Here is a 21,518-nt window from a genome sequence, read left to right as displayed (position 1 = left end):
CATGCACTCACGTCCCGAAGCGGCCGATACGTTGATCATTGGCGCACAGCTATATGACGGCACGGGCGCCGCGCCGCTGCCGCGCGACGTCGCGTTGCGCGACGGCCGCATTGTCGCAATCGGTCGCTTGACGAATTGGCTGGCTGAGGACGTGGTCGATGCCGGCGGTCATGCGCTTGCGCCGGGTTTTATCGATGTGCATGCGCATGACGATACGCATGTGATCGAGGCGCCGCACATGTTGCCCAAGCTATCGCAGGGCATCACGACGGTCATCGTAGGCAACTGCGGGATCAGCGCATCGCCGGTGGTGCTGCGCGGGGAGCCGCCCGATCCGATGAATCTGCTGGGCAAGCGCGATGCGTTTGTCTATCCGCGCTTTGCCGACTATGTGGACGCGGTGAACGCGGCCCGGCCTGCTGTCAATGTCGCCGCGCTCGTCGGTCATACTGCGTTGCGCAGCAATCAGATGGATCGTCTCGACCGCGCCGCCACGCGCGACGAAATCGACGCGATGCGCGTACAACTGAGCGAGGCGCTCGCCGCAGGAGCGCTTGGCCTTAGCACGGGGCTGGCCTATGGCTCGGCGGTGTGCGCACCGACCGACGAGGTGATGGCGTTGGCCGAGCCGCTGGCAGCCGCGCGCGCCGTGTACACGACACACATGCGCACCGAATTCGACGCGATCCTGGACGCGATGGACGAGGCGTACCGGATCGGCCGGCACGCACGCGTGCCAGTCGTGATTTCGCACCTAAAGTGCGCGGGGCCGTCGAACTGGGGGCGCAGTACCGAGGTGCTCGCGTCGCTGAACCGCGCCCGCGCGTGCCAGCCGGTTGGCTGCGACTGCTATCCGTACAGCCGCAGCTCGTCCACGCTGGACGTGAAACAGGCAAGTGGTGACATCGACATCACGATCACCTGGTCGGCGCCACACCCGGAGGCAGCCGGCAAGCTGCTTAGGCAAATCGCCGCGCAGTGGGGCGTGTCCGATGCGCAGGCGGCGCAGCGCCTGCAGCCGGCCGGCGCCGTGTACCACAACATGAGCGATGAGGACGTGCGGCGAATCCTGTCGCATCCCGCGACGATGGTCGGCTCGGACGGCCTGCCGAATGATCCGCTACCGCATCCGCGGTTGTGGGGCGCGTTTGCGCGGGTGCTCGGCCATTATGTCCGGCACGAGCGACTGCTGCCGCTTGAGGAAGCGATCCGCAAGATGACGAGCCTGTCTGCGCGGCGCTTTGGGCTGGATCGGCGCGGCGAGATCCGTGTCGGCTATCACGCCGATCTCGTGCTCTTCGACCCGGAGACCGTGCGCGATGTCGCGAGCTTCGACGAGCCACGTCGGCCGGCGCAAGGCATCGATGCCGTGTGGGTCAATGGCGTGCTTGCGTATCGCGACGGCACGCCGAGCGGTGCACGCGCCGGGGGCTTTGTCGCGCGCGGCCAGCCCGCTGGCTACGACGCCGAGCCGTATTGATTGTCGCGCGCAACCCATTAATCCGCAGCCATTGAGGAGCAATTGCAATGAAACGATACGGAATTGAAGGCGGCCAGGGAACCGGCGGCCAGCGCATGCCGTTTGCCCGGGCCGTCGAGGCGGACGGTTGGCTCTATGTGTCCGGCCAGACCCCGATGGACAACGGGGAGGTCATCAACGGCGGCATCGTCGAGCAATCGCACAAGGCGATCCAGAACCTGCTCGCGATTTTGCAGGAGGCTGGCTATGGCACCGAGCACGTCGTGCGTTGCAGCGTATGGCTGGACGATCCGCGCGACTTTGCATCGTTCAACAAGGTGTTTCGCGAGTATTTCGGCGAGCACCCGCCAGCGCGCGCGTGCGTCGTCTCGAGCATGGTGATCGACTGCCGGGTCGAGATCGACTGCGTCGCATACAAGACGCCCGGCCGGTGACCGCAGGCGCCGGCAAGGCTCCGCCACGGGACCCGGTATCCGGCGCGCGCAACGATGCGTCGCGGCCCGGCTCAGTGCCGCCGCTTGCTACAGACTGCGTGTCTTAGGCGGGCAGCCAGCGCGCCATCTCGGCCTGTACCGGCTGATGGACAGCGCTGCCCAGCCATGCGTCGCCGTCCTGGACCGTGCATTGCAGCCGCATTGTGCGCTCGGCCAGCGTTGCGAGTGCCGGTGCGACGCCTTCAGCGAGGCTCAATACGGTGACATTGCGCAGTCGCGCGACCTTGCCCTGGATCGCGTCCCACCAGATCCGGGACGTGCGTCCAGCATATGCCAGCACAACCACATCGTCTGCCCGCGCGCTCGCTTTGGCGATGCGCCGCTCGTCCGGCTGGCCGACTTCGATCCATCGTTGCACTGCGCCAGTCAAGTCCTTTTGCCACAGGTCCGGCTCGTCGGTATCGGACAGCCCCTTGCAAAACTCGAGCCGTTCGTGCGCATACAGCGCGAACGCCAGCAGGCGCACCATCATCCGTTCATCGGTTTCGGACGGATGTCGGGCCAGCGTCAGCGAATGGTCCGCATAGTAATGACGGTCCATGTCGGCGATCTGCAGCTCGGCTTTGTAGATCGTTGATTTGAGCGCCATCGGTCTTATTGGCGCGCGGTTCGCGCGTTGTCCGGCAACGGCAGGTTGAAATTGGTGCGCCACGGGTTGATGTCCAACCCGCCGCGTCGCGTATAGCGTGCGTAGACCGCCAGTTTGATCGGCTTGCACACGCGTTGGAGGTCGATGAAGATGCGCTCCACGCATTGCTCGTGAAACCCGGTGTGGTTGCGGTACGACACGATGTAGCGCAACAGGCCGGCGTGGTCGATTGGCGGGCCGACGTACCGGATCTGGATGCTGCCCCAATCCGGCTGCCCGGTCACCGGGCAATTGGACTTGAGCAGATTCGAACACACCGTTTCATCGACCGGCGCCTGGCGAGTGTCCGCGCTCAGCAGTGACGGGTCGGGCGTATAGATATCCGTGTCTAAGTCCAACCGGTCCAGCGACGTTCCCGCAAGCTCGTCCAGCACCAGCGTCGCGAACTCAGCCGGCGGCGTGAGCCGTACCGACACGTTCGCGCCCACGCACGCGCAGACGTCGCGGTGGATTGTCTCGCGCAACGTGTCGATCGACGCAATACGCGTCTGCGCGAACGATCCCAGGTACAACTTGAACGATTTAGATTCAATAATGTTGGGCGATTCCGCCGGCACGTGGAACGTGGCCAGCGCGATCTGTGGCTTGCCGCGCTCGTTTAGCCAGGATAGCTCGTACGCGTTCCAGATATCGGTGCCGAAGAACGGTAGCACTGCCGGCACGCCGATCGCGTCGCGGCTTTGCCGGCGCTCGATCGGAAACAGCAGCGTCGGGTCATACTGCTGGGCATAGCCCACCGGCTTGCCCAAAAAGGATTGGTCGGGTGTCATGTTGCGGCTTGGGCTTAAGCGAGGAATAATTGATACGCCGGGTTGGCCGTTTCGTCCCAATGAGGATACCCCAGCACCGCCAGGAACTGCTGGAACTGGGCATCTTCGTTTATCGGCACTTGCAGGCCTACCAGGATCGAGCTGTAGTCGGCGCCGCCATTGCGGTAATGAAACAGGCTGATATTCCAGTCGGGCGCCATCGACGACAGGAACTTCATCAGCGCGCCCGGACGCTCTGGGAACGCGAAACGGTATAGGCGCTCATCGCGGGCTAGCGGTGAGTGGCCGCCGACCATGTACCGCACGTGCTGCTTGGACAACTCGTCGTTGGTCAGGTTGACGATGGCAAAGCCATGCTTCTCGAAGGTCTGGGCAATCAGCTGCGACTCGTCGCGACGCTGGATCTGCACGCCGACGAAAATGTGCGCCTGTTCAGCGTCGGCGACCCGATAGTTGAACTCGGTGACGTTGCGCGCGCCGATCAACTCGCAGAAGCGCCTGAAGCTGCCGCGCTCCTCAGGGATGGTCGCCGCGAACACCGCTTCGCGTGCCTCGCCCACCTCGGCGCGTTCCGCAACGAAACGCATCCGGTCGAAGTTCATGTTCGCGCCCGAGGTGATCGCGACAAACGTGCGGCCCTCCAGCTTTTCGCGCTCGGCATAGACTTTGGCACCGGCCACGGCCAGCGCGCCGGCCGGCTCCAACACGCTGCGCGTGTCCTGAAAAACGTCCTTGATCGCCGCGCACAGCGCGTCGGTATCCACGGTCACGAAACCGTCGACGTATTGCTGCACGAGCCGAAACGTCTCTTCGCCGACGAGCTTGACCGCCGTGCCGTCGCTGAACAAGCCGACTTCGCTGAGCGTGACGCGCTCGCCTTTTGCAATCGAGCGCGCCATCGCGCATGAATCGTCGGTTTGTACGCCGATAATCTTGATCTCCGGGCGAAGCGCCTTGACATATGCCGCGACGCCGGCGATTAGGCCACCGCCGCCGATCGGCACGAAGATCGCGTCGATCGGCCCCTGATGCTGGCGCAGGATTTCCATTGCGACGGTGCCCTGGCCGGCGATCACGTCCGGATCGTCGAACGGATGGATAAATGTCAGCCCGTGCTGCTGCTGGATCTGAAGCGCATGCGTGTAGGTATCAGAATACGATTCGCCGTGCAGCACGACCTCCACCGTCGGGCCACCGTGTGCGCGCACCGCATCAATCTTGACCTGCGGTGCTGTAACCGGCATTGCGATGACCGCCTTGCAGCCGAGCCGGGCCGCCGAATAGGCGACCCCTTGTGCATGGTTGCCGGCCGACGCGGTCACCACGCCGCGCGCTAGGGCGTCGCGTGGCAATTGCGCCATCCTGTTGTATGCGCCGCGCAACTTAAACGAGAAGACGGGCTGGTTGTCCTCGCGCTTCAGATAAATCGCATTCTGAACGCGAGCCGACAGATTGCGTGCGTGTTCGAGTTCAGTTTCCCGCGCCACGTCGTAGACCCGGGCGGTCAGGATTTTCTTTAGATAATCGGGCGAGGGCATGGCAGTTCTGCAAATGGCGTGGATTGAAAATGGCGGGAAAAAAACCAATCATAGCGCCATCCGGCGTGGCGTTCGTGCGTCGGCGTGCATTGAGTGTCGCAACGGCCGATTGGAGCGCCGTGACGTGGCTTCGTGCCAATGCGCCGTTACTTGATCGGACAATGTCGAGCGCACAGCCGCAATGGGCTAGCGTGGCGCGGCCCGAATGCACTACAAGATGCAGGTGGCGCGGCGGGCCGCATCCGGCGGCGCGGCCGCCCGGAATGCACCAATATCACGGGGTCGAATGTTTTTTTCCTTCAGAGGACAGCGTCGGAAAACCAGCACTCGGATGGGTAGCGCGACTGGCCGCGTCGATCGCAAGCGCCGTTCCGTCATGAGGCTCGGTGCGCTAGCCGCGTCGGTTGGCGTGGGTGTCGCCACGACCGCGCTGGTCGGTGGCAATACGCGCTTTGGTGGCTCGGGCAGCGGCGGGAACGCCCGCTTGCCGGTATCAATCAAAGACGCGGCGCACGACACGGGCACCGCATCGATGACCACGGTGCTGCTGGTGTTTCCCGACCATTTTTCGTTTCGGCCCGATGAGATATTCGTTGCCGTGCTGGGCCACGCGCCATGGGCGCCAGACGTATTCGGCTATGTTGACCCGGTGCACGGCACGTTTCATCCGACGGGAAACGCAGCCGATTTCCAGCTCGACAGCGCGACGATGACGTTCAGCGTGGCGGCATTGCGGCGCCACGGCGGCCAGCCACTGACGCTGACCATCCCACCACTGGCCAGCGGCCGCGTGTATTTCGCGTTCGGACGCGGATTTGACGCGATGCCGTCATTCGGCGCGGGCGGGCCATCCAATGGCGCGGACAATCCAGTGCTGTATGACAAGTTCGAGCTGCATACCGCCGATCACCCGAACTTCCACCTGACCAATGACGATTTCTGGTCCGTGCCCTTCACGATCTCAGCCATCGACGCGAACACTGGGACTCGGCGCGTGGTAGGTTATCCACACCGGCGCGCCGACATGATCGCCGCGTTCGATTCGATACCGGTGCCCGACGAGGCGGAGCCGTTCGGCAACCCGAGCATCTTCAAGGCGCTGCGGGTGAGCGCGAGCGATGGCCGGCTCACGCGGATACTGTCGCCCAAGCAGGCCAGGTTCGCCGACTGGGGGGGAGATGATGCCACGCGGCTGGCCGCGGCGCAGCGCTTCACGCACTTCTGGGATCGTTACGTGAACGAGTTGTGCTGGCGGCCGAATCGCCGCTTTTCCTTCTACGGCAAAGATCTGGCCGACAGGCAGGTGTTCTACGGCCGCGTCGAGCCCGACGGTATGACGCTGTCACTGTTCACCGATGCGGCGTACACAGTGCCGTACCGCGTTCCGACGCTGCCGCGGCCCAGCGCGCGCTGGGGGCAGCCTGACTATTCCCCGGCCGGTGGCGATCCGTCGCTGTTTCATAATACGGATTCGTCTGCTGGCCCGATTGACTGGGGATTCCTGCTGGCGGGCAATGGCGGTGCACAGACCGGCGACGGCGCGCATTGGGCCAGCGATCCAGCGGCAATCGCCATCGCGATGTCGATCTGTCGTGGCGTCATGCACTTGGACGATGGTTGCGTGTCATGGATCGATCCGGCGCGGTTCTACAACGGCACGGGCAATGGCATGGGTACGCCGCGCATGCCGATCTTCTGGTACGCGAAGTTGCTGCACGCGTTTGGCATCGATGCCCGGGCGTACGCGTTCTCCTACGATGACGTGTACGGGGCCGATCCGGCCGTATATTTTGGCGGTCGTCCCGAGTTGATCGTGCAATTCGGCCAGATGTGAGGCATCCGGTGCGGCCGCCCGCACTGACAACGCGCCGCCTGCGGTTGCAGTACAATCCGGGTCTGAAATCAGGATCGAACAATGCATTGGCAGACCCGAACCGCTTTTTCGACCGTTGAGCCGCGCTGCAACTGGCCTGCGCCGTTGGCCATCGATCGGCTCGCGCGTAGCTCGCGATCGTGCCGCTGCCGGTGACACCGGCGAAGCCTCGCGCCGTCCATGCTGGTCCACAGGACCTCGTGGCGACAGAACAGGCGCCCGTCAGGCTTCCCACCCCCAGACCTTGCAGACAACAGCGCGTCACCGCGCCGTCGGCGTTTAAGTCCCGCGACAGCCTGGACGCGCCGGCCAACTGAATGGCAGAACATGAACGCACCTCAAGCCTTCGATCCTCATGGCGCGGCTGCCGCCGTCGCGCTGGATACCGAGCCGCGCTTGCGCGAGATTCCCTACAATTACACGTCGTTTTCCGACCGTGAGATCGTCATCCGCCTGCTTGGCGACGATGCGTGGCCCACGCTGGACGAGTTGCGTGCCGAGCGGCGCACCGGACGTTCGGCACGGATGCTGTACGAAGTACTCGGCGACATCTGGGTTGTGCGCCGCAATCCGTACTTGCAGGACGATCTGTTGGACAACCCGAAGCGCCGCGCGATGTTGATCGACGCGCTGAACCATCGGCTCAACGAGATCGATAAGCGCCGGCATGCCGATCTGCGTGAGCGCGGCAACGACGCGGGCCATGAACGCGCGGCCCGGGTCGGCTCGCTGGTCACGGCCGCGCGCGGCGCGGTGGACGCGTTCGCGGCGCAGTTCGAGCAGATCGCCGCGCTGCGACGTCGTGCGACGCGCGAGCTGCGGCGCTGGACCGAAAAAGACAACATCCGCTTCGACGGGCTCGCGCGCGTGTCGCATGTGACCGATGCGACCGATTGGCGCGTCGAGTATCCGTTCGTTGTGCTGACGCCGGACACCGAAGCGGAAATCGCTGGCTTGGTGAAGGCGTGCTTTGAATTGGGCCTGACGGTGATTCCGCGCGGCGGCGGCACGGGCTATACCGGTGGAGCGGTGCCGCTGACACCGTTTTCCGCCGTCATCAATACTGAGAAGCTCGAGCAACTTGGCCCGGTCGAGCTGACCGAACTGCCAGGCGTGCCAGGCAAGGTCGCGACGATCTTCTCTGGAGCCGGCGTCGTAACGCGGCGCGTCACGCAGGCCGCCGAACAGGCCGGGTATGTGTTTGCCGTGGATCCGACCTCGCTCGACGCATCGTGCATCGGCGGTAACATCGCGATGAACGCCGGCGGCAAGAAGGCCGTGCTGTGGGGGACTGCGCTGGACAATCTCGCGTGGTGGCGGATGGTCGATCCGGATGGCAACTGGCTCGAGGTCACGCGCGTCGGCCATAACTTGGGCAAGATCCACGACGTACCGAGCGCCACTTTCGAGCTGCGCTGGTATGACGGCAGCGCGGCGCCCGGCGAAAAACTGCTGCGCAGCGAGACGCTGACCATCGAGGGCCGGCGCTTTCGCAAGGCGGGTCTGGGCAAGGATGTGACCGACAAGTTCCTCGCGGGTCTGCCCGGCGTGCAGAAAGAAGGCTGCGACGGACTGATCACATCGGCGCGTTGGGTGCTGCACAAGATGCCGGCTCATACGCGCACCGTCTGCTTGGAGTTCTTCGGCCAGGCGCGCGATGCGATCCCGAGCATCGTCGAGATCAAGGCGTTCCTGTTCGCGACTGCGAAGGCGGGCGGCGCCATCCTGGCCGGGCTGGAGCACTTGGACGAGCGCTATCTGCGCGCCGTCGGCTACGCGACCAAGTCCAAGCGCAACATATTGCCGAAAATGGTGTTGATCGGCGACATCGTCGGTGACGATGCGGACCGGGTCGCCGAGGCGACATCGGAAGTCGTGCGCATGGCCAACGGCAAGAGCGGCGAGGGGTTTGTTGCGGTCTCGGCCGAGGCGCGCAAGCGCTTCTGGCTGGACCGGTCACGCACGGCGGCGATCGCCAAGCATACCAACGCGTTCAAGATCAACGAAGACGTCGTGATTCCGCTGAACCGGATGGGCGAGTACACCGACGGCATCGAGCGGATCAACATCGAGCTATCGCTGAAGAACAAGCTGCAACTGGTGGATGCGCTCGAGGCGTTCTTCGCCGCGGGCAATCTGCCGCTGGGCAAGAGCGATGACGCGAACGAGATTCCCAGCGCGGAGTGGCTGGAGGACCGGGTCGCGCAGGCGCTGGCGTTGCTGCGCCAGGTCCGCGCCCGTTGGCAGTATGTGCGCGACCATCTCGACGTGCCGCTCGCGCAGGCGCGCCAGCGGCTGCTCGAGCTGGGCTGCGAGGCGTTGGCCGAAAAATTTGCGGACCGGCTCGATGTGCAGCCCGACGCGAGTGTGTTCGATCTCGCGCAGGATCGCACGATCCGGATCTCGTGGAAGCGGGAGATCCGCGCCGAATTGCGGCAGATCTTCAACGGGGGGGCGTTCAAGCCGATCCTGGACGAGGCGCAGGCAGTACACAAGCGGGTGCTGCGCGGCCGCGTATTCGTCGCATTGCACATGCATGCCGGCGATGGCAACGTGCATACGAATATCCCGGTGAACTCGGATAACTACGCGATGCTGCAAGACGCGCACAAGGCCGTGGCGCGGATTATGGCACTGGCCCGATCACTGGATGGCGTGATCTCTGGCGAGCACGGCATCGGCATTACGAAGCTGGAGTTCCTGACCGACGCGGAGATCGCCGAATTTCGCGCGTATAAGCAGAAGATTGACCCGCAAGGCCGCTTCAACAAGGGCAAGCTGCTGGATGGCGCGGATCTGCGCAATGCGTATACGCCGAGTTTCGGGTTAATGGGCTACGAGTCGCTGATCATGCAGCAGTCCGATATCGGCGCGATCGCCGATTCGGTCAAGGATTGCCTGCGCTGCGGCAAATGCAAGCCGGTGTGCGCGACGCACGTGCCGCGCGCGAACCTACTGTATAGCCCGCGCAACAAGATCCTGGCGACCTCGCTGCTGATCGAGGCGTTCCTGTACGAGGAGCAGACGCGGCGCGGCGTGTCGATCAAGCATTGGGACGAGTTCAATGACGTCGCGGACCACTGCACCGTATGCCATAAGTGCGTGACGCCGTGCCCGGTCAAGATCGACTTCGGCGACGTGACGATGAACATGCGCAACCTGCTGCGCAAGATGGGCAAGAAACACTTCAATCCCGGGCAGGCTGTGGGCATGTTCTTCCTGAACGCGACCCATCCACAGACGATCCATGCCGCGCGCGTGGTGATGATGGACATCGGCTATAAGGTGCAGCGCGTGGCCAGTGACGTGCTCAAGGCGCTCGGACGCAAGCAGACGCAGCGCCCGCCGGCGACCACAGGCCGCCCCAGGGCGGTCGAACAGGTGATCCACTTCGTGAACAAGAAGATGCCGGGCAATCTGCCGAAGAAGACGGCGCGCGCGTTGCTCGATATCGAGGACAACAAGGTGGTGCCGATCATCCGCAATCCGAAGACCACAACCGTGGACACGGAGGCGGTGTTTTACTTCCCCGGTTGCGGCTCGGAACGTTTGTTCTCGCAGGTCGGGTTGGCCACGCAGGCGATGCTGTGGGAGGCTGGCGTGCAGACCGTGCTGCCACCAGGATACCTGTGCTGTGGCTACCCGCAACGCGGTGCCGGGCAGTACGACAAGGCCGAGAAGATCGTCACGGACAACCGCGTGCTGTTCCACCGGGTGGCGAACACGTTGAACTATCTGGACATCAAGACGGTCGTCGTCTCGTGCGGGACCTGCTACGACCAGCTCGCCGGCTATGAATTCGACAAGATATTCCCCGGCTGCCGCATCATTGATATTCATGAGTTCCTGTTGGAGAAGGGACTCAAGCTGGATGGCGTGTCCGGAGTGCGCTATATGTATCACGACCCGTGCCATACGCCGATCAAGACCGTGGACCCGGTGAAGCTGGTCAACGAACTGGTCGGTAGCCAGAAGCAGGGCTACCAGATTGAGAAGAACGATCGCTGCTGCGGCGAATCGGGCACACTCGCGGTCACGCGTCCGGACGTGTCCACGCAAGTGCGCTTTCGCAAGGAGGAGGAAATCCGCAAGGGGGCGGCCAGATTGCGCGGCATTCCGATTGCGGCAGCGCCACTCGGCACCGGCGCGCCAGCCGATGTGCTCGCCGGGCCCGTAACGGGCGGTGGTGCGCACGCGCCGCGCGCCGCGTTCGACGGCGATGTGAAGATCCTGACCAGCTGCCCGTCATGCCTGCAGGGATTGTCACGCTATAACGAAGATGCCGACATCGAGGCGGACTACATCGTTGTGGAGATGGCGCGCCATATGCTCGGTGAGAACTGGATGGCCGACTATGTGCAACGGGCGAACAGCGGCGGCATTGAACGGGTGCTCGTATGAACGTGGACACGACTGGGTCAGCCGATGCCGCGTCGCACGACGCTGCATCGTGCGTGTTTTGCGCGCGGCAGGAAGGTGCCGTATGGTGGAGCGATGCATGGCTGCGGGTAATCGAGGCGCGCGATGAGCCGGACTATCCGGGATTTTGCCGGCTCGTGTGGAACACGCACGTCACTGAGTTCGGCGAGCTGTCGGATGGCGAGCGTGAGCACCTGATGCGTGCGCTGGCCGCGGTCGAGCGGGCATTGCGCGCGACGTTGCATCCGGACAAGATTAATATCGCGAGCCTGGGCAACATGGTCGCTCACCAGCACTGGCACGTGATCCCGCGCTTTGCCGACGATCCGCACTTTCCGGCACCCGTGTGGGCCGCCCGGCGCCGCGAGCCGTGCGCGCGGCGGCATGCCGAACGCGTTGCGGCGGCGGCAGGCGTCGGTGCCGCGGTGCGCGACGCGTTGCAGCGCGAATTGGGCTGAACCGAAACGGAGTCGTCGATGGCAGGTTTGTCTCCCGATACGCCGGTGCCGACCGGCGTCGTTGTTCATTCGGCATCGCGCGTGCTGGAGCTGCGCTATGCGGACGGTGCATGCTATAGGCTGCCTTTTGAGTACCTGCGGGTGTGGTCCCCCTCGGCCGAGGTGCGCGGGCACGGCCCGGGCCAGGAAACGCTGCAGACCGGCAAGCGCGACGTGACGATCGTGTCAATTGAGCCAGTCGGCCACTACGCGTTGCAGCCGACGTTCTCCGACGGGCACAATTCCGGCATCTATTCGTGGGATCTGCTGTACGATCTCGCGACCCGGCAGGCCGAATACTGGCAAGCCTATCTTGACAAGCTGGCGGCCGCCGGCGTGGACCGCGACGCGCCGATGGGCGAGACGTCGCACGCGCGCGACGGCCACCGCCATTGACTCCTCTACATGCATTACTGCGGCGCATGCCGCGCTCTTTCACGCAAGGAACCGCCGCCATGACGAAGACCCATTTCGGTTATCAGACCGTCGATGAGAGCGAGAAGGCGCATAAGGTCGCCGGAGTGTTTCATTCCGTGGCCTCTCGCTATGATGTGATGAACGACCTGATGTCGGGCGGACTGCACCGCGTGTGGAAGGCCTTCACCATTGCTCAGGCCGGGGTGCGTCCGGGCTACCGCGTGCTGGATCTGGCTGGCGGCACGGGCGATCTGGCCAAGGCGTTTGCCCGACAGGCCGGACCGTCCGGGCAGGTATGGCATACCGACATCAACGAGTCGATGCTGCGCGTGGGACGCGACCGCTTGCTCGATCAGGGTGTCATCACGCCGACGCTATTGTGCGATGCGGAAAAAATTCCGTTTCCTGACCATTACTTTGACGTAGTGAGTGTCGCGTTCGGGCTGCGCAACATGACCCGCAAGGAAGTCGCGCTTGCCGAGATGCGCCGCGTGCTCAAGCCGGGCGGCCGGCTGTTGGTACTGGAATTCTCCAAAGTGTGGCAACCGCTGAAAAAATTCTACGATGTGTATTCATTCAAGGTGCTGCCGTGGCTCGGCGAGAAAGTGGCGCGCGATCCCGACAGCTATCGGTACCTGGCCGAGTCGATTCGGCTGCACCCGGATCAGGACACGTTGAAAACGATGATGGAACAAGCTGGACTAGACGCCGTCAAATATTACAATCTGTCAGGTGGCGTCGTTGCACTGCATGCCGCCACTAAATACTAGCGACCGTCCAGGAGATCAGATGTCGGCCCAGTCACGTTTTTCCAGTCATTCCTCCCATGTGCCCTCTACCGGCGCAACGCGGCTCGTCAAGCGCATGAGCCGTCGGTTCGGCGCGATTGCGGCAGCCGGCCTGTTGGCCGTCGGCTCGCTCAGCGCATTCGATGCCGACGCAAAGCGCATGGGCGGCGGCCGCTCGATCGGCAAGCAGTCGCAGATCACGCGACAGGCGACGCCGCCCGCGCAGCCGAACGCGCCGCGGCAGGGCACGCCGTCGCAGGGCGCGCAGGCGGCCCGCGGGCAAACCCCGACGCCCGCGGCGGCCCAGCCCAAGCGTAATTGGATGGGGCCACTCGCGGGATTGGCCGCCGGCTTTGGGCTGGCGGCGTTGTTGTCCCATTTTGGGCTCGGTGGTGCGTTGGCCAGCGTACTGAGCAACGTGATCCTAATTGCCCTAGTTGCGCTCGTCGGGTTGTGGTTGTTCCGCAAGTTCACGAATCGCCATGCACGGCCTGCTGCCGCTTATGCGCACGGTGGCGGCTTCGAGTCGCCGTCTGGCGCGTCACTGCGGCAATATGACGCATCGGCCGCCACACCGTCGCAGGTGCCCGCCGCCGGCAGCCTAGGCCAGGCGGGTGTCGTGCCCGATGGTCGGGCCCACATTGCCGCGGATTCCAGTGTACTGGACGTCCCCGCGGTGCCAGCCGGCTTTGACACCGATGCATTCATGCGCCAGGCCAAGGTGGCGTTCGTGCGGCTGCAGGCGGCCTGGGACGCCGGCAATCTCGACGACATCCGCGAGTTCACGACGCCCGAAATGTTTGCCGAGATTAAGCTGGACTTCGATTCGCGCCACGGTGAAAACCGCACCGACGTGGTGCAGTTGAATGCCGATCTGGTCGGTGTCGAGGACCGGGGTGGCAGCGAGTACGTGGCGTCGGTGCGCTTCCATGGTCTGTTGCGCGAGACCCAGGGTGCTGCGGCCGAGCCGTTCGCCGAAATGTGGAACTTGAGCCGCAACGTGCGTAGCGGCGAAGGCTGGATGCTGGCCGGCATCCAGCAACTGTCCTAACGATTCGGCTGCGCGGAATCGGGCGGCGCAGGCAAGCGCCGCAACGGACGTTACAATAACAGCCCGCGCGAGCGCCGCTTGCGCGGGCTTTCTTTCTGCCCCGATGACCATTGCCGCCAAGTCCTTCGTTGCCGTTGTCAACCATTTACTGATCCGCGAAACGTGGGCGCGCGAGCGCCTGCTCCCGTACGCGGGGAAAACCGCGCGGTTGGTGTTGCCTCCGGTCGTGCTCGAGTTGGCCGTGCAGGGCGATGGCACGGTCGCCGTGCTGCAGCGCTCGACCGCCGGCGCCGCTGCGCCGGCACCGGCGCCTGGCGGGTCGCGCAACGTGCGGACCGAGGCGCCGCACGCGGCGCGGGACGACGCGTCGACGCCGCACGTGCCCATGCCCCCGCCGGTCGACGTGACGATCACGGTGCCGCCGTCGGCGTTATCCTTGTTCGCTGCCGGTGGGCAGGCGGCGATCCTGAAGCACGTGCGGATCGAGGGTGACGCGGAATTCGCGGCGACGATCGCAAAGCTCGCGGAGCATTTGCGCTGGGATGCCGAAGAAGATCTCGCGCGTCTGGTCGGTGATGTGCCCGCGCACCGCATTGCGTCGGTGGCGCGGGCCGTCTCGGCCTACGCGCGCCGCGCTGGGCGGAGCTGGGTCGGTTCGCTGACCGAATACCTGCTGGACGAGGATCCGCAACTGGTCCGACACGTACGATTCGAGCAATTCAGCGATGAGCTTGCGCGTGCGCGCGACATGCTTGCCCGAGTCGAGAAGCGCATCGAGCGCGTCGAACGCGGCGTCGCGACGCGCCCGAGCGGCGCCACGTTATCCCCGGGGGCACACTCCCGTTCGGCTGACGACCTGCACTAATCCGGCCGCCCATGCGAATCCTACGCTTTTTCAAAATACTATTTACAGTCTATCGCTTCGGGCTCGACGAGGTGATGCTGGGGCACATTGCCGACTGGCGCGTGAAGCTGCTGGTGCGCGTGATGACGTTCGGCCGTCCGATCCGGATTCCGCGCGCGCAGCGGTTGCGCCTGGCGCTGGAAAGCCTCGGGCCAATCTTCGTGAAGTTCGGCCAGGTCCTGTCCACCCGGCGCGACCTGTTGCCGGTGGATATTGCGACCGAGCTGGCGAAGCTGCAGGACCAGGTTCCACCATTCGATTCTGCGGTGGCGATCGCGTTGATCGAGAAGTCGCTGGGCAAGCCGGTCGATGCGCTGTTCGACGAGTTTGAGCGGGTGCCGGTGGCCAGCGCTTCGATCGCGCAGGTGCACTTCGCGCGCTTGAGGAGCGGCGCGCACGCCGGCAAGCCCGTGGCGATCAAGGTGCTGCGCCCAGGTATGCTGCCGGTGATCGACTCCGATCTCGCGCTGTTGCGCGACATCGCGCGCTGGACCGAGCGGCTGTGGGCTGACGGCAAGCGGCTGCGGCCCCGCGAGGTGGTCGCGGAGTTCGACAAGTACCTGCACGACGAGTTGGATCTGATGCGTGAAGCGGCGAATGCGAGTCAGCTGCGCCGCAACTTTGCCGGACTGGATCTGCTGTTGGTGCCAGAGATGTACTGGGAATATTGCACATCGACGGTGATTGTGATGGAGCGGATGATTGGCGTGCCGATCAGCCAGGTGGACACGCTGCGCTTGGCCGGCGTCGACATCCCGAAGTTGGCGCGCCAAGGCGTGGAAATCTTCTTCACACAGGTGTTTCGCGACGGGTTCTTCCATGCGGACATGCACCCCGGCAACATCCAGGTGAGCTTGGACCCGGACCATTTCGGCCGTTATATCGCGCTGGACTTCGGGATCATCGGCGCGTTATCGGATTTCGACAAGAACTATCTGGCGCAGAATTTCCTTGCGTTTTTCAAACGCGACTACCACCGGGTCGCGACGTTGCACCTGGAATCCGGATGGGTGCCGCCGCACACGCGGGTCGAGGAGCTGGAGAGCGCGATCCGTGCGGTGTGTGAGCCGTACTTTGACCGCGCACTGAAGGACATTTCGCTCGGGCAGGTGCTGATGCGACTGTTTTCGACGTCGCGGCGCTTCAACGTCGAGATCCAGCCGCAATTGGTGCTGCTGCAAAAGACGATGCTGAACGTCGAAGGCCTGGGTCGCGCGCTTGATCCGGAACTCGATCTGTGGAAGACGGCCAAGCCGTATCTCGAGCGCTGGATGAACGACCAGATTGGTTGGCGCGGTTGGGTCGAACGGCTAAAGATCGAATCGCCGCAGTGGAGCAAGACGCTGCCGCAGGTACCGCGCCTGGTCCATCATTTGCTGTCTCGACATCATGATCAGCCGCCGCGTGCGACCGAGGATCTAATGCGGCGAATACTGGCCGAGCAGCGACGGACCAACCGTTTGCTGCAAGGGCTGCTGGTATTTGGGGTGGGGGTCGGCGCCGGCACGTTGCTGGCCCACTTCTGGTTGGCGTCCGTAGGCGGCTGCTGAGCCCGTCGTTCGAGTGGGTGGACGAGCGCCCGGTCAGCGGCTCGCTGTCGGTGTTCGGTCAGCATGAGCGCTGGATGAGCTGGCGCCAGCGTGCGTAAGACGCGACCATTTCCGGCTATAATTCAAGGCTTTGCGAGATCCTTGAGGGGGATAGGGCGATGCCGATCTATGCATATCGTTGCGAGTCCTGCGGCTTTGAGAAAGACGTGTTGCAAAAACTCAGCGATGCACCGCTGAGCCAGTGTCCCGAGTGCGGCCGCGAGACGTTCCGCAAGCAGGTCACCGCGGCGGGGTTCCAGTTGAAGGGCTCCGGCTGGTACGTGACCGATTTCCGTGGCGGCAGTAAGCCGGGCGGCAATAATCAGTCCGGAGGTGGGGAAGGCGACGCGAAGGCGGCGCCCGTCGCGAAGGAGGCGGGCAGCGCGGACGGCGCGGCTAGTGCTGGTGCATCCACCGCCGGTGCGGCCACCGCGCCGGCTGCGACAGGTAGCGCGGCGCCGTCGTCCAACGCGGGCACGTCTGCCTGAGCATCGATCCATGAAAATCAAGACGACCAAGAAGAAGCTGAAGAACGTATTCCTGACCGGGCTGCTGGTGCTTGTGCCGCTGGCGATCACCCTGTGGGTGCTGGGGCTGATCATCGGCACGATGGACCAGACGCTGCTGTTGCTGCCTGAGGCGTGGCAGCCGGAGCGCGTGTTCGGCTTCCGTCTGCCCGGCCTGGGTGCGGTGCTGACGCTTGCGTTCGTTTTCGTGGTCGGCCTCTTGACTCAAAACTTGATCGGGCAGACGCTCGTCAACTGGTGGGAAAAGCTGCTGGCCCATATTCCCGTCGTGGGTCCGTTGTACACGAGTGTCAAGCAGGTGTCTGATACGCTGTTGTCATCCAGCGGCAATGCGTTTCGCAAGGCGTTGCTAATTGAATATCCGCGCAAGGGCTCGTACACGATTGGTTTTCTGACCGGGATCCCGGGCGGCGACGTTGCCAACCACTTGAATGGCGAACATGTCAGCGTCTATGTGCCAACCACGCCGAACCCCACGTCGGGCTTCTTCCTCATGGTGCCGAAAAACGAGGTGGTGGAGCTGGACATGACGGTGGACGCCGCGCTGAAGTACATCGTGTCAATGGGCGTGGTGGCCCCGGTCGCGTCGCCGGTGCCGGCCGTCGCGCCGTCACGCCGCCCCATCGAGCCGCTGCTCTGATTATTGCGGGCGTAGCCCGCGCGCCGGCATGAGGCCGGTCGCGCCGCCGCCCATCTTTACGAACGAAAGACGAACATCATGTCGATGAGATCTGAATATTGTGGTCGGGTGACTGAAAAACTGCTGGGCCAATCGGTGTCGCTTTGCGGCTGGGTGCATCGGCGCCGCGACCATGGCGGTGTCATCTTCATCGACTTGCGCGACTGCGAGGGATTGGTGCAAGTGGTGTGCGACCCGGACCGGGCGGACATGTTCAAGACCGCCGAAGGGGTGCGGCATGAGTTTTGTGTGCGTGTGGTCGGCATCGTGCGGGCGCGCCCGGAAGGCACCCTCAACGCGAACCTGACCAGTGGCCAGATCGAGGTGTTGTGCCATGAGCTGACGGTACTCAACGTATCGGTGACGCCACCGTTCCAACTGGACGATGAGAACCTGTCGGAGACCACGCGTCTGACGCATCGCGTGCTGGACCTGCGCCGGCCGCAGATGCAGTACAACCTGCGCCTGCGCTACCGTGTCGCGATGGAGTCGCGCAAGTACCTGGACGAGCAGGGGTTCATCGACATCGAGACGCCGATGCTCACGAAGAGCACGCCGGAAGGCGCACGCGACTACCTGGTGCCGTCGCGCGTGAACGCAGGGATGTTCTTCGCGTTGCCGCAGTCGCCGCAGCTGTTCAAGCAACTGCTGATGGTGGCCAACTTTGACCGGTATTATCAAATCACGAAATGCTTCCGCGACGAGGACCTGCGTGCGGATCGGCAGCCGGAGTTCACGCAGATCGACTGCGAGACGTCGTTCCTAAACGAGCAGGAGATCCGCGACCTATTCGAGGCGATGATTCGCCATGTGTTCAAGGCGACGATCGACGTCGAGCTTGCCGATCCATTCCCGGTCATGCAGCATGCGGAAGCGATGCGCCGCTTCGGCTCGGACAAGCCCGACCTGCGCGTGAAGCTAGAATTCACTGAGTTGACCGACGTGATGAAGGACGTCGATTTCAAGGTGTTCAGCACGCCGGCGAACACGAAGGACGGCCGTGTGGCTGCACTGCGCGTGCCCAACGGAGCGGAGCTGACGCGTGGCGATATCGACGGCTATACGGACTTCGTGCGCATCTATGGCGCAAAGGGTTTGGCGTGGATCAAGGTCAACGAGGTGGCCAAGGGGCGCGATGGCTTGCAAAGCCCGATCGTGAAGAACTTGCATGAGGCGTGCATTGCGGCGATTCTCGAGCGCACCGGCGCGCAGGACGGCGACATCATTTTCTTCGGCGCGGATCGCGCCAAGGTGGTCAACGACAGTCTCGGCGCGCTGCGGCTGAAAATCGGCCACTCGGCATTCGGCCATGGTGCCGGACTGGTCGAGCAGGGTTGGAAGCCGCTGTGGGTCATCGATTTCCCAATGTTCGAGTACGACGACGAGGACAATCGCTGGGTTGCCGCGCATCACCCGTTCACCAGCCCGAAGGACGAACACCTCGAATATTTGGAGGTCGATCCAGGGCGGTGCCTTGCAAAAGCGTACGACATGGTACTCAACGGCTGGGAAATTGGCGGCGGTTCGGTGCGGATCCATCGCGAAGACGTGCAAAGCAAGGTGTTCCGCGCGTTGAAGATCGGTCCGGAGGAGGCGCGTGCGAAGTTTGGCTTCTTGCTCGACGCGTTGCAATACGGCGCGCCGCCGCACGGTGGCATTGCATTCGGCCTGGATCGGATCGTCACAATGATGGCCGGCGCGGATTCGATTCGCGACGTGATCGCGTTCCCGAAGACCCAGCGTGCGCAGTGCCTGCTCACGCAAGCGCCGAGCGAGGTGGATGAGCGTCAATTGCGCGACCTGCATATCCGGCTGCGCAACGCTGAGCCGGCGAACGCGTAGTACGGCGCGCGACGCAGGTTGCCGATGTCCCGGCTGTTTAAGATCCCGGAGTCGGTGCTGGTGGTCATTCACACCGCCACGCTGGACGTGCTGGTCATCGAACGCGCCGATTGCCCCGGTTTCTGGCAATCGGTGACCGGTTCGAAGGACACGCCGGACGAGCCGCTTGCGCTGACCGCGGCACGCGAAGTATTCGAGGAGACCGGCATCACGGTCGGCACGGCGCAGGTGCCGGCCGACGCGCTGCTTGATTGGCGCTATGCGATCGATTACGAGATCTACCCGCAATGGCGCCATCGCTATGCACCCGGCGTGAAGCGCAATATCGAGCACTGGTTTAGTCTCTGCGTGCCGCAATCCATCGATATCACGCTGGCACCGCGCGAGCACGTCGCTTATGCGTGGCTGCCCTACCGGGACGCCGCGGCGCGTTGTTTTTCGGCATCCAATCGCGACGCGATCCTGCAGTTGCCGGAGCGATTCACTGCCAGTTGAGCGGAGCGCGGCAATGGTGGCCATCTTCAAACGTCTGGTTCAGCTTCGACAGACGATGCTGGGCGGCCATCGTAAGCCTCGGTTGCGCTTTACCGCTGGCAATGACGTGCGGATCTTTGCATCCGGCACCGCGCTGTTCGATGCGTTGATCGAGCGGATTGACGCGGCTGAACACGCGGTCGCGCTCGAGACGTATATTTTCCGTGACGATCCCTGCGGCGCGCGCGTCAGCGCGGCGCTGGCGCGTGCCGTCGCAAGGGGTGTGCACGTGCGGGTGATCACCGACGGCATCGGCACCCCGCGCAGTGAATTGCTACGTGCATGGCACGATGCCGGCATCGAGCACCGTATCTACAATCCGGGCGTCTTCAGTGTCCGCTTCGGATTTTCCCGCACCCATCGCAAGCTGGCTGTCGTTGATCGGCGCTATGGTTTTTGCGGCGGACACAACGTCGTAGACGACCGGCTGGAGGCGGGCCACCCGTTGCCGTTTGCCCGATGGGACTATTCGGCCGAGGTGAGGGGTCCCGCCGTCGTGGATTTGGTCGAGGCGTTTGACCTGCAATGGCGACGTATCCAGCAAGCCCGGATTCCACTGCCGCCGGCGGTGCCGGACGAACGTCCGGCGCACGCGCATGGGCCGGGCAGTGCCCCAGCAGCCGATGCCGCGGCGGCCCGCCGCTCAACTGCCGCTGGCCGCACCCACCCCGGCGACACTACGCCACGTACCGCCCGGGTGCGCCGCCGCGCGCTCGGGGCGCTTGGCACGCCGGCGGACGTACCGCAGGTCGCATTCGTCGCGCGCGATAACGTCAATAATCGGCGCGCGATCGAGCGTGCCTATCGGCTGGCGATTCGGCAGGCGCGGGACGAGATTCTGGTGGCCAATCCGTATTTCGTGCCCGGCCGCCGGATGCGCCGCGAGTTGGTCCGCGCAGCACGCCGTGGCGTGCGGGTGTCACTGGTGATTGGACGCAACGAATTTGTCGCACTGGACTACGCGGTGCCGTTTCTCTATCAGTCGTTGCTGCGCGTGGGTATCCGGATTGCCGAATATGACCGTACGATGCTGCATGGTAAGGTCGCGGTGGTCGATGGCGTTTGGGGCACGATCGGATCATCCAACCTCGATGCGCTGTCGCTGGTGCTCAACCATGAAGCCAACCTAGTGTTGTTCCGGCATCCCGAGGTGGCCGGCATACGCGCGGCCATCCTCGAGGCGATGGCGCAAGCGCGCGCTATCGACCCGCAGCGTTACGCATCGCGGCCGTGGCTGGTGCGGGTGGCGAACTGGATCGCGTACAACGGATATTGGCTCGCCATGAAACTGCTCACCATCGGCAGCTACGATTGACGATGCAATAATTTAGATCAAGTTCGGCCTCGATTGATGCTGAACGGCTGAGCCGGCGGCATGGCTGTATACGAGCATAGTCCGTCTTGATTGCGCCGCAAGACTGGCCGTTCTTGATCCGGCTCGCAAAATCACTTGAAATGGCGCACATG

General features: G+C 63.9%; 18 protein-coding genes. 15 read left to right on the top strand and 3 right to left on the bottom strand.

Annotation, left to right across the window (positions count from 1 at the left end; all coding sequences use genetic code 11):
* The first annotated feature begins 1 nt into the window (after window position 1).
* Window positions 2-1,480, top strand: coding sequence for an N-acyl-D-amino-acid deacylase family protein (locus IHE30_RS01060; protein WP_337688116.1), 1,479 nt, complete (start codon window positions 2-4; stop codon window positions 1,478-1,480).
* 47 nt (window positions 1,481-1,527) lie between these two features.
* The gene (locus tag IHE30_RS01055) at window positions 1,528-1,914 is read left to right on the top strand and encodes a RidA family protein (RefSeq protein WP_337688115.1); all 387 of its coding nucleotides are present in this window, start codon (window positions 1,528-1,530) and stop codon (window positions 1,912-1,914) included.
* Window positions 1,915-2,017: 103 nt separating this feature from the next.
* Here IHE30_RS01055 and IHE30_RS01050 read toward each other — a convergent pair whose 3' ends face one another.
* Genes IHE30_RS01050 through ilvA form a run of 3 tightly spaced genes read right to left on the bottom strand, consistent with a single transcriptional unit; the run spans window position 2,018 to window position 4,931 of the window.
* Window positions 2,018-2,563 (bottom strand): YaeQ family protein, encoded by a 546-nt coding sequence (locus IHE30_RS01050; RefSeq protein ID WP_337688113.1) that lies wholly within the window; start codon window positions 2,561-2,563, stop codon window positions 2,018-2,020.
* A 5-nt stretch (window positions 2,564-2,568) separates the two neighbouring features.
* Window positions 2,569-3,393 carry an NADPH-dependent 7-cyano-7-deazaguanine reductase QueF gene (queF, locus tag IHE30_RS01045; RefSeq protein WP_337688112.1) on the bottom strand — a complete coding sequence of 275 codons (825 nt, stop codon included), beginning with the start codon at window positions 3,391-3,393 and terminating at the stop codon, window positions 2,569-2,571.
* A gap of 14 nt (window positions 3,394-3,407) precedes the next feature.
* A complete protein-coding gene (ilvA, locus tag IHE30_RS01040; protein ID WP_337688111.1) occupies window positions 3,408-4,931 on the bottom strand; it encodes a threonine ammonia-lyase, biosynthetic in 1,524 nt (507 codons plus the stop codon).
* Window positions 4,932-5,262: 331 nt separating this feature from the next.
* Here ilvA and IHE30_RS01035 point away from each other — a divergent pair, with 331 nt between their 5' ends.
* The 13 genes from IHE30_RS01035 to IHE30_RS00975 all read left to right on the top strand — a co-directional run bounded on the left by IHE30_RS01035 (window position 5,263) and on the right by IHE30_RS00975 (window position 21,366).
* The gene (locus IHE30_RS01035; RefSeq protein ID WP_337688110.1) at window positions 5,263-6,765 is read left to right on the top strand and encodes a beta-1,3-glucanase family protein; all 1,503 of its coding nucleotides are present in this window, start codon (window positions 5,263-5,265) and stop codon (window positions 6,763-6,765) included.
* A gap of 366 nt (window positions 6,766-7,131) precedes the next feature.
* Window positions 7,132-11,205: an FAD/FMN-binding oxidoreductase gene (locus IHE30_RS01030; RefSeq protein WP_337688109.1), complete on the top strand. Its 4,074-nt coding sequence runs from the start codon at window positions 7,132-7,134 to the stop codon at window positions 11,203-11,205.
* Complete coding sequence (locus IHE30_RS01025) at window positions 11,202-11,681, top strand: HIT family protein (protein ID WP_337688108.1); 480 nt, start codon at window positions 11,202-11,204, stop codon at window positions 11,679-11,681. The genes IHE30_RS01030 and IHE30_RS01025 overlap by 4 nt, the downstream gene beginning before the upstream one ends.
* An 18-nt stretch (window positions 11,682-11,699) precedes the next feature.
* A complete protein-coding gene (locus tag IHE30_RS01020) occupies window positions 11,700-12,116 on the top strand; it encodes a DUF971 domain-containing protein (protein WP_337688107.1) in 417 nt (138 codons plus the stop codon).
* Window positions 12,117-12,175: 59 nt separating this feature from the next.
* Window positions 12,176-12,907: a bifunctional demethylmenaquinone methyltransferase/2-methoxy-6-polyprenyl-1,4-benzoquinol methylase UbiE gene (gene ubiE / locus IHE30_RS01015; protein WP_337688106.1), complete on the top strand. Its 732-nt coding sequence runs from the start codon at window positions 12,176-12,178 to the stop codon at window positions 12,905-12,907.
* Between the two features lie 94 nt (window positions 12,908-13,001).
* Entirely contained in the window at window positions 13,002-13,976 is a 975-nt protein-coding gene (locus IHE30_RS01010) for a Tim44 domain-containing protein (protein ID WP_337688376.1), read from the top strand.
* A gap of 103 nt (window positions 13,977-14,079) precedes the next feature.
* Window positions 14,080-14,841, top strand: coding sequence for a ubiquinone biosynthesis accessory factor UbiJ (locus IHE30_RS01005; RefSeq protein ID WP_337688104.1), 762 nt, complete (start codon window positions 14,080-14,082; stop codon window positions 14,839-14,841).
* A gap of 11 nt (window positions 14,842-14,852) precedes the next feature.
* Complete coding sequence (gene ubiB / locus IHE30_RS01000; RefSeq protein WP_337688102.1) at window positions 14,853-16,430, top strand: ubiquinone biosynthesis regulatory protein kinase UbiB; 1,578 nt, start codon at window positions 14,853-14,855, stop codon at window positions 16,428-16,430.
* A 158-nt stretch (window positions 16,431-16,588) separates the two neighbouring features.
* Entirely contained in the window at window positions 16,589-16,957 is a 369-nt protein-coding gene (locus tag IHE30_RS00995; RefSeq protein ID WP_337688099.1) for an FmdB family zinc ribbon protein, read from the top strand.
* Window positions 16,958-16,967: 10 nt separating this feature from the next.
* On the top strand, window positions 16,968-17,636 hold the full coding sequence (locus IHE30_RS00990) for a DUF502 domain-containing protein (protein ID WP_337688097.1): 669 nt from the start codon (window positions 16,968-16,970) through the stop codon (window positions 17,634-17,636).
* Window positions 17,637-17,714: 78 nt separating this feature from the next.
* Window positions 17,715-19,517, top strand: coding sequence for an aspartate--tRNA ligase (gene aspS / locus IHE30_RS00985; RefSeq protein WP_337688096.1), 1,803 nt, complete (start codon window positions 17,715-17,717; stop codon window positions 19,515-19,517).
* 24 nt (window positions 19,518-19,541) lie between these two features.
* Entirely contained in the window at window positions 19,542-20,012 is a 471-nt protein-coding gene (gene nudB / locus IHE30_RS00980) for a dihydroneopterin triphosphate diphosphatase (RefSeq protein WP_337688094.1), read from the top strand.
* Between the two features lie 13 nt (window positions 20,013-20,025).
* On the top strand, window positions 20,026-21,366 hold the full coding sequence (locus IHE30_RS00975; RefSeq protein ID WP_443193563.1) for a phospholipase D-like domain-containing protein: 1,341 nt from the start codon (window positions 20,026-20,028) through the stop codon (window positions 21,364-21,366).
* Window positions 21,367-21,518 lie beyond the last annotated feature (152 nt).

The organism is Mycetohabitans sp. B46, from assembly GCF_037389205.1.
GTDB lineage: Bacteria > Pseudomonadota > Gammaproteobacteria > Burkholderiales > Burkholderiaceae > Mycetohabitans.
Note: the sequence above shows the minus strand (reverse complement) of the source record. Positions and strands in the feature narration are given on the sequence as shown.